The 13,619-nt window shown below is 49.0% G+C and carries 15 protein-coding genes; 11 read left to right on the top strand and 4 right to left on the bottom strand.

Going from position 1 to position 13,619, the window contains the following annotated elements:
* The first annotated feature begins 65 nt into the window (after positions 1-65).
* On the top strand, positions 66-980 hold the full coding sequence (gene mazG / locus BTA35_RS02320) for a nucleoside triphosphate pyrophosphohydrolase (protein ID WP_077242803.1): 915 nt from the start codon (positions 66-68) through the stop codon (positions 978-980).
* Positions 981-1,167: 187 nt separating this feature from the next.
* On the opposite strand, the gene BTA35_RS02315 is transcribed toward mazG, so the two are convergent.
* The gene (locus BTA35_RS02315; RefSeq protein ID WP_077243357.1) at positions 1,168-1,506 is read right to left on the bottom strand and encodes a hypothetical protein; all 339 of its coding nucleotides are present in this window, start codon (positions 1,504-1,506) and stop codon (positions 1,168-1,170) included.
* A 201-nt stretch (positions 1,507-1,707) separates the two neighbouring features.
* Here BTA35_RS02315 and ppc point away from each other — a divergent pair, with 201 nt between their 5' ends.
* Complete coding sequence (ppc, locus tag BTA35_RS02310) at positions 1,708-4,347, top strand: phosphoenolpyruvate carboxylase (RefSeq protein WP_077242802.1); 2,640 nt, start codon at positions 1,708-1,710, stop codon at positions 4,345-4,347.
* Positions 4,348-4,417: 70 nt separating this feature from the next.
* A complete protein-coding gene (locus tag BTA35_RS02305) occupies positions 4,418-5,092 on the top strand; it encodes an HD domain-containing protein (RefSeq protein WP_202931153.1) in 675 nt (224 codons plus the stop codon).
* On the opposite strand, the gene BTA35_RS02300 is transcribed toward BTA35_RS02305, so the two are convergent.
* A complete protein-coding gene (locus BTA35_RS02300; RefSeq protein ID WP_077242801.1) occupies positions 5,077-6,000 on the bottom strand; it encodes a ketopantoate reductase family protein in 924 nt (307 codons plus the stop codon). The two genes, BTA35_RS02305 and BTA35_RS02300, sit on opposite strands and share 16 nt — an antisense overlap.
* 72 nt (positions 6,001-6,072) lie before the next feature.
* Here BTA35_RS02300 and BTA35_RS02295 point away from each other — a divergent pair, with 72 nt between their 5' ends.
* From BTA35_RS02295 to BTA35_RS02270, 6 genes are all read left to right on the top strand, one after another.
* A complete protein-coding gene (locus BTA35_RS02295) occupies positions 6,073-6,555 on the top strand; it encodes a YajQ family cyclic di-GMP-binding protein (protein ID WP_077242800.1) in 483 nt (160 codons plus the stop codon).
* Between the two features lie 216 nt (positions 6,556-6,771).
* Entirely contained in the window at positions 6,772-7,059 is a 288-nt protein-coding gene (locus BTA35_RS02290) for a sll1863 family stress response protein (RefSeq protein WP_077242799.1), read from the top strand.
* A 124-nt stretch (positions 7,060-7,183) separates the two neighbouring features.
* On the top strand, positions 7,184-7,591 hold the full coding sequence (locus BTA35_RS02285) for a sll1863 family stress response protein (RefSeq protein ID WP_139363603.1): 408 nt from the start codon (positions 7,184-7,186) through the stop codon (positions 7,589-7,591).
* A 49-nt stretch (positions 7,592-7,640) separates the two neighbouring features.
* On the top strand, positions 7,641-8,138 hold the full coding sequence (locus BTA35_RS02280; protein ID WP_274378409.1) for a P-loop nucleotide/nucleoside kinase family protein: 498 nt from the start codon (positions 7,641-7,643) through the stop codon (positions 8,136-8,138).
* Positions 8,135-8,539, top strand: a complete 405-nt coding sequence (locus tag BTA35_RS02275; RefSeq protein WP_077242796.1) for a DUF1801 domain-containing protein — start codon at positions 8,135-8,137, stop codon at positions 8,537-8,539. The genes BTA35_RS02280 and BTA35_RS02275 overlap by 4 nt, the downstream gene beginning before the upstream one ends.
* A gap of 38 nt (positions 8,540-8,577) precedes the next feature.
* Positions 8,578-8,895 carry an antibiotic biosynthesis monooxygenase family protein gene (locus BTA35_RS02270; RefSeq protein WP_077242795.1) on the top strand — a complete coding sequence of 106 codons (318 nt, stop codon included), beginning with the start codon at positions 8,578-8,580 and terminating at the stop codon, positions 8,893-8,895.
* A 76-nt stretch (positions 8,896-8,971) separates the two neighbouring features.
* Here BTA35_RS02270 and BTA35_RS02265 read toward each other — a convergent pair whose 3' ends face one another.
* The gene (locus tag BTA35_RS02265; RefSeq protein ID WP_077242794.1) at positions 8,972-9,442 is read right to left on the bottom strand and encodes a transcriptional repressor; all 471 of its coding nucleotides are present in this window, start codon (positions 9,440-9,442) and stop codon (positions 8,972-8,974) included.
* Positions 9,435-10,838 carry an AmpG family muropeptide MFS transporter gene (locus BTA35_RS02260; RefSeq protein ID WP_238377467.1) on the bottom strand — a complete coding sequence of 468 codons (1,404 nt, stop codon included), beginning with the start codon at positions 10,836-10,838 and terminating at the stop codon, positions 9,435-9,437. Before BTA35_RS02260 ends, BTA35_RS02265 begins: the two co-directional genes overlap by 8 nt.
* 245 nt (positions 10,839-11,083) lie before the next feature.
* Here BTA35_RS02260 and BTA35_RS02255 point away from each other — a divergent pair, with 245 nt between their 5' ends.
* Positions 11,084-11,890: a carbon-nitrogen hydrolase family protein gene (locus BTA35_RS02255; RefSeq protein ID WP_202931151.1), complete on the top strand. Its 807-nt coding sequence runs from the start codon at positions 11,084-11,086 to the stop codon at positions 11,888-11,890.
* Positions 11,891-12,083: 193 nt separating this feature from the next.
* Positions 12,084-13,568, top strand: coding sequence for a glutamate--tRNA ligase (gene gltX, locus BTA35_RS02250; protein WP_077242791.1), 1,485 nt, complete (start codon positions 12,084-12,086; stop codon positions 13,566-13,568).
* The last annotated feature ends 51 nt before the right edge of the window (positions 13,569-13,619 follow it).

The raw sequence follows: 13,619 nt of genomic DNA, 5'->3' as shown, positions 1-13,619 counted from the left end.
CGCTTTTGCGGGCGTTTTACATTAGAGTCTTTCATCTGTTTATTTATCGTCAAGAGCCACCTGTTATGAGCCAAAAGCCAGTTACCAATACTCAGCCTGAGTCATCTGAAAACCCGGGTCGATATAGCATAAAGGACCTGACCTATCTGATGGCGCGCCTGCGCGATCCGGAAAATGGTTGTCCCTGGGATAAAGAGCAAACCTTTGCCACCATAGTGCCATACACCCTGGAAGAGGCATACGAAGTAGCCGATACCATTGAGCGTGAAGATTGGGATCATCTTAAGGAAGAACTGGGTGACCTTCTGTTCCAGGTGATCTACTACAGTCAGATGGCTGATGAGAAAGGTTGGTTCAATCTGGATGATGTGGCTGATCAGTTGGTGACCAAAATGGTACGACGTCATCCCCATGTTTTTGCTGAGGGTAAACTGTATCCTGTCAATGATAGCGCTATGGCGTCAACAGAAGTTGATAAAGCTCAGGTCAGTCAGCGCTGGGAGGAAATTAAGGCAGCAGAGAAGGCGAACAAGGCTGTGACTGAATCCACGGGTCGCTTGCCAGATAAACCTTCGATTCTGGCGGATATTCCTGTTGGCCTGCCTGCTTTAACCCGGGCTGCCAAGATTCAGAAAAAAGCCTCTAAGGTAGGTTTTGACTGGCCGGATATTCAGGGCGTGCTGGAAAAAGTCCGCGAGGAACTGGAAGAGGTAGAAGAGGCGGTAGCAGCAAATAACCTGCAGGAAGCTCAGAAGGAGTTTGGTGACCTTCTGTTTGCGGCAACCAATCTCAGTCGTTACCTGAAGAAGGACCCGGAAAGTGCATTAAGAGGAACGAATCGGAAATTTGAATTCCGTTTTGCTTATGTTGAGTTACAGCTACAGAAGGCAGGTCTCCATTTTGATGATGTGGACCTGAAACAGATGGATCTCTGGTGGGATGAAGCCAAGTTGCTGGAGACGCAAGTTCTGTCTGAATAGAAGGTTTGGTCAGTCTGATGTAAAAATTGACCGTCTGGTATCCTGATTCCGAAGATTCAGGGCAGACGGCCTACATGGCAAGCCCCGCAGTGATCCTGCGGGAAAATACCGCCTAAGGGAGAAAGGCGGTGATAAAACAGTTTACTATTCGTTTTCGGGTGATGAAGCTGTTTGCTCTGAAGCTAAACTAACCTGCAGCTTTAAGCTTGGTATGTTCTTTCAGATAGTGACGACTCAGTTCAAGAAAGCGGGGAGTTAAGCCTTTGTCTTCATAGATCGGATCACCTTCTTCATCATGGGCCACAACCCTGGTGCCTTTCTCGTAAGGGAAGCGCCCCTCCACCTCGTCCAATGCTACTTTAATCAGATCAGCCAATAATAGCTCTGGCGGTCGTCGTGGAAAAAGTTCTGCCAGCGCCTGTAATCGGGCCGCATCCTCAACCGGCAATCGAATGCTATACAACTCCTCGGTAATTGCTCCGGTGTCATTGCTTTTCCAGTTATGTACCAGTTCATTAAATCTCATAAGTTTGCTCCCCACGGCGACCCAGATATTAAAGCTGTCCAATAACGACACCTTAAAGATGGCCCAGATTGGGCAAAGTAACCAGTGACATTTAGTTTTTAAACGTAGTAAATGGTATGCAAACGTAGTAAAAAATATTTACGGGCTCGGTCATTACATCTTCCCGTGGTATGAATTTTCCGGACATCATGGAGGTAGCCCATGAATCAGTTACATGAGTCGTTGCGTGATAATGTGCGAGAGCTGGGCGACTATTTAGGGCAAACCATCAGCCATCATCTGGGTGATGAATTTTTAGAAAAGATCGAAACCATCCGCCATCTGGCAAAAGCGGATCGGGTGGGTGATCACTCTGACAACAGCTTGCAGGATTACCTCAGTAATCTTTCTGATGATGAGCTATTACCGGTGGCAAGGGCTTTTAACCAGTTTCTGAATCTTGCGAATATTGCAGAGCAGCATTACCGTGCCAGGTATCGCAAAACAGAGAACTACGAAGCGCTTGAGCAACACTCTATTGTGACATTGTTTAACCACCTGGCGACCCAGAGCATTTCGCCGGAGGAGATCTGGCAGACCATTACCGATATGCGTATTGATCTGGTGATGACCGCTCACCCCACTGAGGTGAACCGTCGTACACTGATCCAGAAATATGATGCTATCGCAGATAATCTTGATCAGCTGGAAAATGAAAGTCTCTATCTCGATCAGCGGGAGAAAATACAAAACCGTATTCGTCAGCTGGTGGAACAGGCTTGGCATACCGATGAGATCCGACATCAGCGACCAACGCCTGTGGATGAAGCCAAGTGGGGCTTTGTGGTTATTGAGAACTCGCTCTGGCAGGCGGTTCCTGAATTTTATCGCTACCTGAACCAGGGATTGAAAGCGACAACGGGGCGTTCGCTGCCCTTGGACTGTTCGCCGATTCGTTTCGCTTCCTGGATGGGTGGCGACCGTGACGGCAATCCCAATGTAACCGCGAAGGTGACGCAGGAAGTCCTCTTGTTAGCCCGCTGGATGGCAGCGGACCTCTATTTGCGTGATATAGATCAGCTGCTGAACGAACTCTCCATGTGGCAGTGTAATGATGGTCTGCGCGCCGAAGTGGGTGAGGAAACCAAAGAGCCATACCGCGTACTGCTGCGTGGTTTGCGTCGTCGCCTGCAGGTGACTCAGGAATGGATTGAAGACCAGCTGGATGGCCATAGTCGCGACGAGCGGCCGGATGCTGTACTGATTGATACCGAAGAGCTGAAAGCCCCCCTTAAGCTTTGTTACCAAAGCCTGATCGATTGCGGTATGTCCCGTATTGCGAAAGGTGCTTTGCTGGATACCTTACGAAGAGCCAGTTGCTTTGGTCTTAATCTGCTCAAACTGGATATTCGTCAGGATTCAGGTCGCCATGCAGATGTGATCGCAGAGATCTGTCAGGCCCTGGACCTGGGGGATTACCGCAGCTGGAGTGAGCCTGAAAAGCAGCACTTTTTGCTGACAGAGCTACGCTCTTGCCGCCCTTTGATTCCTCATAACTGGCAGCCCTCTGCTGATGTCCAGGAAGTGATTGATACCTGCCGGGTTGTGGCTCAGCAGTCCGAAGAAGCCCTTGGCAGCTATGTGATCTCCATGGCGCATCATGCCTCGGACGTTTTAGCGGTGCACCTGCTTCTGAAAGAGTGTGGTTGCCCTTTCCCTATGAGGGTTGTGCCTCTGTTTGAGACGCTGGATGATCTGGATCGTTCCTCGGAGGTCATCGGTAGCCTGATGCGCATTGAGTGGTATCAGGACAGGATTCGCGGTGAGCAGGAGATCATGATCGGTTACTCGGACTCATCTAAAGATGCGGGACAGCTTGCTGCAGCCTGGGGACAGTATCGTGCCCAGGAAGAACTGGTGAAAGTTTGTAAACGCCACGGCGTCCATCTGACACTTTTCCATGGTCGCGGTGGCACGGTCGGTCGTGGCGGTGGTCCGGCCCGCTCGGCAATTTTGGCTCAACCCCCAAGTTCTGTCAGTGGCAGTCTTAGGGTAACCGAACAGGGTGAAATGATACGCTTTAAGTTTGGTTTGCCGGATATCGCACAACGGAGTATGGAAATTTATGTTTCCGCTGTGCTGGAGGCCACACTTCAGCCGCCGCCCTCGGTTAAAGCTTTGTGGCGTGAAGAGATGAATTTGCTGGCTGAGCGCGCATTGCAAAGTTATCGTCATCAGGTGCGGGATGTACCGGATTTCGTTCCCTATTTTCGCGCGATTACACCTGAACAGGAGTTAGCAAAGCTACCGTTGGGAAGTCGGCCGGCTAAACGTCGGGCTGACGGTGGTGTGGAAAGCCTACGGGCGATTCCGTGGATTTTTGCCTGGACTCAGATCCGTCTGATGTTGCCCGCTTGGCTGGGCAGTGATATAGCTCTGTCTGATGCGGTTCAGGAAGGTGAACTGCCTTTAATACGGGAAATGATGGAGAAGTGGCCATTTTTTACCACCTATATGGATATGTTAGAAATGGTACTGACTAAGTCTGATGCCAATGTTGCCCGTTATTATGAGAAAAAGTTGGTACCGGAAAAATTGCACCCTCTGGGTGATGTACTCTGTGCGCGCCTGGATAACCTGAAGCAGACCGTTATGCAGATCCGTGATCGCAAGACACTGCAGGAACATATGCCCTTGATTGCTGAAGCTGTGCGGGTACGTAATCCTTATATCGATCCTCTGCATGTTTTGCAGGCGGAGTTATTACAACGGGACCGTTCTCAGCCGGGTAATGGACAGGTCGAGCAGGCATTGATGGTCACTATGGCTGGCATTGCTGCCGGTTTACGTAACACGGGCTAATGCTACGTGGTTTATATTGATATATGAGCTTTCCCCGGTAGCCCATACTGCCGGGGTATCCGGAGGCAGAATGAAATCAACGAACTCATCGAAGTCCTCGGCCGATGTGCTGAACCATGTGGAGCAGAATACTGCTCCATCTGTGGAGGAGACGGGGCGCAGGGGTACGGTGCGTGCGAGTGCTATGCAGCACCCTCTGGTGGAGCGAGCCCGTCAATTTGCTTCAGATGCCCATGGCCGGCATGAGCAGGTTCGTCGTTATACCAATGAGGATTATATTGTTCATCCACAGGCTGTTGCTGAACGTGTGGCAGAGTTTCTGCCGGAGCCAGAAGTTTTGGCTGCGGCATGGTTGCATGATGTCGTGGAAGACACAGATGTGGATCTGGATGAGATTCGACAGCTGTTTGGTGATGAGGTTGCTCTTTTGGTGGAGCAGCTGACTTCGGGGCCACACAGTGATGACCTCGAACGTGCGGAGCGGAAGTTGCTTGATCGAATGCAGCTTCAGCAGGCTGATAAACGGGCAAAAACGATTAAGCTGGCAGATATCATCGATAATACCAACACAATCGCTGAGCGTGATCCTGAGTTTGCAGCGCTTTACCTGCCGGAAAAATATGCGATGCTTCAGGTGTTAAAGCAAGGCCGTCCTGAGCTGTTCGCTTTAGCCCGCCAGATTATCGAAGAAGGTTTACAGCAACTGGATCAGTTGAGTCAGAAGCCGCCCTATGAGGACGGCTGATTGAAGCGTTGTTTTACATCGCGGTAGATACTCAGGCTTTCCGGCACTTCAATATTCAGGCGTTCTGCCTGCTGTACCAGATAACCGTTGATATAGTCGATCTCGGTGATTTTACCCCGCAGGGTGTCCTGCAGCATGGAGGAGCGGTTTTTCGCCGTACCTTCAATGACATCCGTTGCCAGTTGCAGCAGTCCCTGTTCCGGTAGTTGTAGCTTCAGACCTTTCATCACGGCCTCTGTTTCCTGACAGAGCAGGCTGACCCGCTGATAACGCTCAGGCTGCATCAATTCACCGTTCAGACACTGATCCAATGCTGTCAGGCCGTTAATAGCGATATTGATTGCCAGTTTATTCCACAGCGCCTGATTAATATCTTCACAGGCTTCGATAATAAGATCTGTTTGCTCAAGATCTTCAACCACTTGCCGCCAGACCTTTTGGCCTGCTTTATTCAGAGCCCCGACACGGCTGACCCCCTGACCGGCATGGATGACATGCCCGGGGCCTGTTCGGTACGCGCCATCAGTAATACACACTGCGATAATAGCAAACTCAGGGTATTGCTCTGCTACAGCTTGCTGAGACCCCATGCCGTTTTGCAGGAGGACAATACAGGCGTTGTCGGTTAGCGCATGTTTAATACCTGCCACGGCATTCAGAGCATCATGGGCTTTTGTGGCGACAACCAGTCGGCTAATCGATTTTTCCGGGCAGGCAGATGCTGTTGTCAGTCTTGCTTCAAATGCTGTTGCCTGCTCAGCCTGAAAACGTGTCAGATTCAGGGATTCAGGTGCTGCAACCCCTTCTCTGTGCAGTAGGGTTACCGGGAATCCGGCCTGATTCAGATAGCCCGCCCAAAGGCAGCCCAGCGAACCCGCACCCAATACCGTCCAGTGTGTTTGACTCATGCAATTTATCCAGTTGGCAGAAACAGGGGCGCAAGTATAATGCCTGCAGACAGAATTATTAAGGAGACAAACATGCCATCTTTTGATGTGGTGTCAGAATTGGATATGCATCAGGTGACCAACGCTGTGGATCAGTCTAATCGCGTGGTGAAAAATCGCTTCGATTTTAAAGGGGTTGATGCTAAGTTTTTGCGTAAAGAAAATGTGGTGGAAGTGGTATCTGAGTCTGAATTTCAGGTACGTCAGATGGTTGATATGCTGCAGGCAGAACTGATCCGCCGTGAAGTTGATGTTAAATGTATGGAGGTTGGCGATGTCATTGAAAGTGGCAAAACAGCTAAGGCGATTGTCACTCTTCAGGAAGGTATCGATACTGATACGGCACGTAAAATCGTCAAAATGATCAAAAATGAAAAGCTGAAAGTGCAAGCTGCTATTCAGGGGGATCAGGTACGGGTTGCCGGTAAAAAGCGTGATGACCTGCAACAGGTGATCGCCTTTCTCCGCCAGTCTGAGTTGGATATTCCGCTTCAGTATCAAAATTTCAGAGATTAATATTTAGTTTTCTAATAGCATAATTTATATTTTAAATATTAATAAATATAACGGGGTTCTGATTTGACAGAACCCCGTTTTTTTATGTTAGGGTAGTTATCAAGCTTCTTATCATATTTCGATCCTTGATAAGGTAAATTCTCAGTTAGCTAGTCACTTTTATATTTTATATCTAATATATTTATATGAGATCGTGGCAAAGGAGTTAATTGAATCATGAGTAAGAAGGAAGCCTATCAACAAAAGGTTGAAGCCCAGCTTGACGAGTGGAAAGCTGATATCGATAAGCTCAAATCTAAAGCAGATCAGGCCAATGCTTCTGCCCAGGTTGAGTACTATGAGCAGATCGAACAGCTAAAAACCAAGCAGGAAGCAGTATCCAGCAAGTTTGAAGAGCTTCGTAATTCCAGCGATGACGCTTGGAGCGATGTCAAATCAGGTCTGGAGCTGGCTAAAGAGTCTCTCTCAGAAGCCATGGACTCCGCATCAAAACGTTTCAGATGATTAATTGTTTTTTTATCATATCTGAATTTAATTGATGAATAATGGAGTCTATTACATGATATTTACAAATAACATTTTTAAAATTATTACTTCTTTTTTGTTATTGTCTGTGGCGTCTTTTTCTATGGCGGCCAATAAAGAAGATACTAACGTTACTGCCCAGGATATCAGGCAGGAAACAGCTGACGTTGTCGAAACCCTACAGGCTTATACTGAGGATCAACAGCAGGAGGCTGTTCAAACGGCCAGGCAAGTAATGCAACGGGCTGATGAGCGCATCAATCAGCTGGAAGCTCAGATTGATAATCGCTGGGATCAGTTAAGTAAGCCTGCTCGTAAAGAAACTCAGGCTGCTCTCCGGGAGTTGCGCCAGGAGCGGAATCAGCTGTCTGAATGGTATGGCAGTATGAAAGAAAGCAGTAAAGGAGCCTGGTCTGAAATGAGAAACGGCTTCAATAAAGCCTATCAGTCTATGTCGGATGCATGGCAGGATGCCCAGGAAGAGTATGATCGTGGACAGCAGGATGCCTGATGAACACCATTTTCAGGATGGCTTGTTTTCCTGAACCTCTCAAGCCGGAGTGATACCACTCCGGCTTTTGTCGTTTTCTTACCCGGATTTAAGGCAACTAGCCGCTGACCAGCAGGCAGTGCTGTTATCTGAAGATGAATGGCTTGCAACCCATTACTCAGGCCAGATTAAGAGCTTTGATGATTACCTGAAATATTCCGCGCTGATCCGCCCGTTTATCAAACAACTCGTGCATAATATTCTGGCAACAGGGGCAGATGTGGTGATGGATTTTCCGGCCAATACTATGCGTCAGCGAAGTTGGTTTCTGAACCTTTGTCGTGAAGCAGGCTGCGAGCATCAGATGATCTGGCTGGATCTGAGCGATGAGCAGTGTCTGAAACAGATCGCCCAACGCCGCCTTGAGCAACCGGAGCAGGCAGCCTTTGATACCGAAGCGGTGTTTCATCAGGTGACTGCATTTTTTGAGCCACCGACGGCTGATGAACACCTGAATATTGTGACCTCAGAGTTTGCCGGTGACGCAAGGTATGGAGTAAAGCAATGAGTGATGTCGTCAGTCTGCATCTTGATCAATACCCGGATCAGGTTCGGGTAAGGCTGCTGGAGCTCCGTGACCTGATCATAAGGACCGCTTCAAAGTTAGAGGTGGGTGAGGTTGAACAGACTTTAAAGTGGGGGGAACCAAGTTTTCACGTGAAATCCGGTAGCCCTGTCCGAATGGACTGGAAGGAAAAAGCACCGGATCAGTATTATCTTTTTTTCAACTGCAAAACGCGTCTGATTGAGACCTTTAAAGAGTTGTATCGCGACAGCCTGGTTTTTGAAGGTAATCGTGCTATCGTTTTACCGCTATCTGAGCCTCTGCCGGAGACGGCTGTAAAACACTGTCTGCAACTGGCCCTGAGATATCATTCGGTTAAGCATTTACCGCTGCTCGGTGCTTAGGCTCCGGCCTGTTTTTAACCTCATTTCTGGAAAAGAATATGTCTGATATTGCTCAAACACCGCAACCACCCTATTACGCGGTAATTTTTACTAACCAGAGAACCGAAAGTGATGATGGGTATGGCGCGATGGCGGATCGCATGGTTGAACTGGCTGCTGAGCAGCCCGGGTTTCTGGGGGTGGAGTCGGTGCGGGATGGCTTAGGTATTACTGTATCTTACTGGGAAAATCTCGATTCGATTAAATATTGGAAGCAGAATGCGGAACACAAGGAAGCACAGCGACTGGGGCATGAAAAGTGGTACGCCTCCTTTAAGCTGAGAATTGCTAAAGTCGAGCGGGATTATGGTATCTGATTTTAATCTGAGCAGGCTTATTAAACCTGTCCATAGATAGAAAGGCCTCAATCGAGGCCTTTTTCTGTTCGTTTAATCAAACCTTGGTGTCTTTTTGGCACTGATCACACAGGCCATGGAGTTCCAGCTGTCGCCTTACTAGAGTAAAGCCCGCTTCTTCAATGCCGCGATTAAGTTCATTCAGTGTGTCCGGGCTTAGGCTTAACTCTTTTACAGTATTACACTGATCGCAAATCAGAAACTTAGGCGGCTGGTGGGGGTGATCGCAGCGAATATGATGACAGGCCAGAAACTGATTAGTGGTTTCCAGCTTATGCACGAAACCGTTGTCGAGCAGAAAGGTAAGAATTCGGTAGGCACTCATAGCCGGTAGATTTTCGGAGTAATCCTCCCGAAACTGCTCAACCACGTCGTAAGCTGATAGGGGGTTATTGGCTTCCAGCAAAACACGCAGAACCTTTTCCCGTTTTGGAGTCAGGCGTACACCGGATTGTTGGCAACAGTTTAAAGCATGGCTAATGGTCTTCTCAACATCCTGCTTAATCATATCCCTGGTTCCTTCTTCCCGAGTTTACGGCATTTTTAACAGAGGTCTTATTTTTTATAGAGAGCTTATTATCAGTCTGTGGCTTTAGCTGGCTTGTATCAGAGGCTGAGTATTTGTTATTTGTTCCAGGATATCTCTGCTTCTGATCACTATGGCCATGCCAGTCAGAGAAGTGGCGCAGCAGCCAAAGGCCAGGTAGCGCGATCAGAGTGCAAAGAATAAAAAACTCCGTCCAGCCAACAGCTTCGGCAAGAAAGCCACTGGGTGCCGAGATCAGCGTACGGGGAACTCCCATCAGGCTGGTGAGTAGTGCGTACTGAGTTGCTGTAAAACGTTTGTCTGTCAGGGATGCCATAAAGGCCATGTAGGCAGCGGTGCCCATTCCTGCGGTCAGGTTTTCGAAGCCTATCACTGCGGCCAGTGCATTCAGGTTGTAACCCACTTCCGCAAGAAGTGCAAAGCCGGCGGTACTGGCCATTTGCAGGATGCCGAATAACCATAGCGCGCGATAAATACCTAACCGGATGATCAGGGCACCGCCTAAAAAAGCCCCTATCAGTGTCGCCCAGAAACCAAACAGTTTAACCGTGTAACCAATCTCTTCGGAACTGAATCCTAAGTCCACATAGAAAGGGCTGGTCATGGCGCTGGCTAGAGTGTCCCCCAGCTTATAAAGCAGAATAAATAGCAGAATAGTCCAGGCGCTATCCCGGGTGAAATACTCTTTGAAGGGTTCAACCACTGCGGCTTTCAGGCTGGAAGGTGGTGCGGCTTCAATCTGAGGTTCCGGGGCCATCAGAGTGGTTACCATGCCGATACCCATGCAAAGCCCCATCAGCATATAAACCGCTGCAAAGCCGATGCTGTCTGCCAGGACGAGCCCTCCACCGGAAGCCAGTAGCATGCCGGTACGGTAACCGTAGACGTAGAGGCTGGAACCCATACCCAATTCATTTTCATGCAGATGCTCTCGGCGATAGGCATCAATGACAATATCCTGGCTGGCGCTGAAGAAGGTGACTAACAAGGCCAGAAAAGCGATCAGCCAGGGGGATGAGGCAGGGTCAGACAAACCAAGGCTTGCGATAGAAAATGCAAGCAGGAGTTGAATCAGTAGCAACCAACCGCGACGACGGCCCAGAAAGGGCAGGGTAAAACGATCTAAAAACGGCGCCCAGACGAACTTCAGAGTATAGGGCAAGCCGACCAGAGCCATTAAACCTATGGTTGAAAGGTCGACACCCTCCTGGCGCATCCAGACCTGAAGTACTGATATGGTGAGTAGCAGTGGCATGCCGCTTGAAAAGCCCATGACAAAGGTGACCAGCATCCGGCGATTGAAGCAGGCCGCCATAAGACCTTTAAAGTTTAGTCGTGGGTTTTGTTGTGAGGTCAAATTCGTATCCAGTTTCTGTCGGGCCAGCGTTTATTATTGAGGTGAGCCGTCCGGCCAATAACGTCAAAACCAACCATTGTACGCAAGAACCCTTGCTGTGCCGAGGGGCAAAGCTATTGTTATACTGCGGCACATTAAATGACTTTGTATTTCAGGGGGCTTTTCTATGAATTAGCTTTCTGATGAATTGGCCTCCGCTGAAAGAGTCGTGGGACGGTGGCGGTGGATAAAAAAAGGTAAAAATGATGTTGGCGGATTTTAAAGTAGCAGGCGTGCAGATGGTTTCCGGTGAAGATTTGGAACAGAATCTGAAACGGGCAGAATACTGGGTGACTCAGGCGGCGGAGCAGGGGGCACAACTGATTGCTTTGCCGGAGTATTTTACTCTGCTGCATCATGATGAACGAGCCAAATTTGAGATCGCTGAGACTTATGGTGATGGGCCGATTCAGCAACGTTTGGCGAGCCTTGCCCGTAAGCTTAATATCTGGCTTGTGGCCGGATCCCTGCCGTTAAAAGGCCGGCAGAGCGATCATGTCACCAATACAACGCTGGTTTTTGACTCTGAAGGTTTGTGCATCGCCCGTTATGACAAGATTCATCTGTTCAGTTTTCAAAAAGGTGAGGAGTGTTATAACGAATCTGCCAGTATTGAAGCGGGCACGCAACCGATCTGTTTTGATACGCCCTGGGGGAGAGTTGGCCTTGGTATTTGCTACGATCTTCGCTTTCCTGAGCTTTTCCGTGGGCTGGATAATGTCGATCTTCTGATTGTGCCTTCAGCCTTTACGGTGCCAACCGGGCGCGCCCATTGGGAGGTGTTGCTGAAAGCCCGTGCGATAGAGAATCAATGTTTTCTGCTGGCTCCGGCACAGGGTGGTCATCATGAAAGTGGCCGTAAAACCTGGGGGCACACCATGACTCTTGATCCCTGGGGAGAGAAGCTGGCTGAGCTTGAAACCGGTGAAGGTATTATCGTGGCGGAACTCAAAGTCAGCCGCTTTGTTGAAGTACGTCAGCAGCTGTCCAGTTGGTTGCATCGGCGTCTGTAAGCAGATGGCTGCCAGGCGCTTGTGATCGCTAACTATGATTCCTTTAGCACTCTTAACTCTGCGGAATAAACGTAAAGTTTTATCTGCAGAGGCCTGATAACTGGCCCGAAGGGCTGTTGGTCTGGCAGTCCCTAGACTATAATTGTCAGCAATTATTTTTCCCATTCATCATCACAGGATAGAACGGAAAACCATGACTGTTCGCACCCGTATTGCTCCATCACCAACCGGTGATCCCCATGTTGGTACTGCTTATATTGCTTTGTTTAATCTGGCTTTTGCCAGAAAGCACGGCGGTAAATTTATTCTGCGTATTGAAGATACTGACCAGACCCGCAGCAGTGCAGATTCGGAACAGATGATCTTTGACTCCCTGCGTTGGTTGGGCCTCGACTGGGATGAGGGGCCGGATGTTGGTGGAGAATACGGCCCATACCGACAGTCTGAGCGTAAGGATATGTATGCAGACTATGCTTATCGCCTGGAGAAAGAAGGTAAGGCATTCCGCTGTTATCGTACCAGTGAAGAGCTGAATGAACTGCGCGAAGCCCGTAAAGCTGAAGGCAAGCATACCGCGTTGAAACAAAGCGATTTGGCGTTGCCTGCTGAGGAAGTGGCCGCCCGTGAAGCGGCTGATGCACCTTACGTGATTCGCATGTGCGTACCGGAGGAAGGTGTCTGTCAGGTTGACGATATGTTACGTGGCACGATTGAGATCGACTGGGGACAGATCGACTGTCAGATCCTGTTGAAGGCAGATGGCATGCCGACCTATCACCTTGCAAACGTGGTGGATGATCATCTGATGAAGATCACCCATGTGCTTCGTGGCGAAGAATGGATCAACTCGGCACCTAAGCACAAGCTGCTGTATGAGTATTTCGGTTGGGATATGCCGGTTTTGTGTCATTTCCCATTGTTGCGTAATGCGGATAAATCGAAGTTGTCTAAGCGTAAGAACCCGACTTCAATCAATTTCTATCGTCGTATGGGCTTCTTGCCTCAGGCGGTTGTGAATTATCTGGGGCGAATGGGTTGGTCGATGCCGGATGAGCGTGAGCGCTTCTCGCTGGATGAGATGATTGAAAACTTTGATATTCAGCGGGTTTCATTGGGTGGTCCGGTCTTTGATGTTGAGAAACTGTCCTGGCTGAATGGTTTATACATCCGTGAGACACTGGATGATCAACAGTTTATGCAGGAAGTGATGAAGTGGGCCTTTAATCCTGAGTACGTCAGCCAGATCATTCCTCAGATTAAGGGGCGGGTGGAAACCTTTAGTGATATCGCACCACTGGCAGGTTTCTTCTTCTCTGGCATGTTGCCAATCAATGAGGAGAGCTTTGCCCACATCAAGACGGAAAAAGCAGATGTTGTGAAGCAGCTGCAGTTCACGTTATGGCAGATGGAAGCACTCCGTGAGTGGAATAAAGATAATATCTTTGCAGATGTGAAGATGCTTGCAGATCACTTTGATGTGAAAATCAAAGAGTTCCTGCAGCCGATCTTTGTCGCTATTGCCGGTTCTGCAACCTCTTCTTCAGTTCTGGATTCCATGGCAATTATTGGCCCGGATATGACCCGTGCCCGCCTTCGTCATGCGGTTGACGTTCTGGGTGGTGTTTCCAAAAAGCAAACCAAGAAGCTGGAAAAAGAGTTTGCTGTGTTAAACCAGTAAGCTAATTCTTTTGCCGGATAAGCCTTTCTGGCTAACCGGTTGATTTGTCAG

Origin of the sequence: Oceanospirillum linum (genome assembly GCF_001995095.2) — a bacterium.
In the GTDB taxonomy this organism is placed as follows: Bacteria; Pseudomonadota; Gammaproteobacteria; order Pseudomonadales; family Halomonadaceae; genus Oceanospirillum; species Oceanospirillum linum.
This window is presented reverse-complemented; position numbering and strand designations above follow the sequence as displayed.

What these genes read in the sequence shown, in the direction of transcription:
- BTA35_RS02275 (WP_077242796.1), top strand. Translation starts at nt 8,135, where the DNA reads ATGAGTGATGTCGTCAGTCTGCATCTTGATCAATACCCGGATCAGGTT.
- BTA35_RS02265 (WP_077242794.1), bottom strand. Translation starts at nt 9,442, where the DNA reads ATGATTAAGCAGGATGTTGAGAAGACCATTAGCCATGCTTTAAACTGT.
- BTA35_RS02295 (WP_077242800.1), top strand. Translation starts at nt 6,073, where the DNA reads ATGCCATCTTTTGATGTGGTGTCAGAATTGGATATGCATCAGGTGACC.
- BTA35_RS02300 (WP_077242801.1), bottom strand. Translation starts at nt 6,000, where the DNA reads ATGAGTCAAACACACTGGACGGTATTGGGTGCGGGTTCGCTGGGCTGC.
- BTA35_RS02255 (WP_202931151.1), top strand. Translation starts at nt 11,084, where the DNA reads ATGTTGGCGGATTTTAAAGTAGCAGGCGTGCAGATGGTTTCCGGTGAA.
- BTA35_RS02315 (WP_077243357.1), bottom strand. Translation starts at nt 1,506, where the DNA reads ATGAGATTTAATGAACTGGTACATAACTGGAAAAGCAATGACACCGGA.
- BTA35_RS02305 (WP_202931153.1), top strand. Translation starts at nt 4,418, where the DNA reads ATGAAATCAACGAACTCATCGAAGTCCTCGGCCGATGTGCTGAACCAT.
- mazG (WP_077242803.1), top strand. Translation starts at nt 66, where the DNA reads ATGAGCCAAAAGCCAGTTACCAATACTCAGCCTGAGTCATCTGAAAAC.
- BTA35_RS02270 (WP_077242795.1), top strand. Translation starts at nt 8,578, where the DNA reads ATGTCTGATATTGCTCAAACACCGCAACCACCCTATTACGCGGTAATT.
- BTA35_RS02285 (WP_139363603.1), top strand. Translation starts at nt 7,184, where the DNA reads ATGGCGGCCAATAAAGAAGATACTAACGTTACTGCCCAGGATATCAGG.
- BTA35_RS02290 (WP_077242799.1), top strand. Translation starts at nt 6,772, where the DNA reads ATGAGTAAGAAGGAAGCCTATCAACAAAAGGTTGAAGCCCAGCTTGAC.
- ppc (WP_077242802.1), top strand. Translation starts at nt 1,708, where the DNA reads ATGAATCAGTTACATGAGTCGTTGCGTGATAATGTGCGAGAGCTGGGC.
- gltX (WP_077242791.1), top strand. Translation starts at nt 12,084, where the DNA reads ATGACTGTTCGCACCCGTATTGCTCCATCACCAACCGGTGATCCCCAT.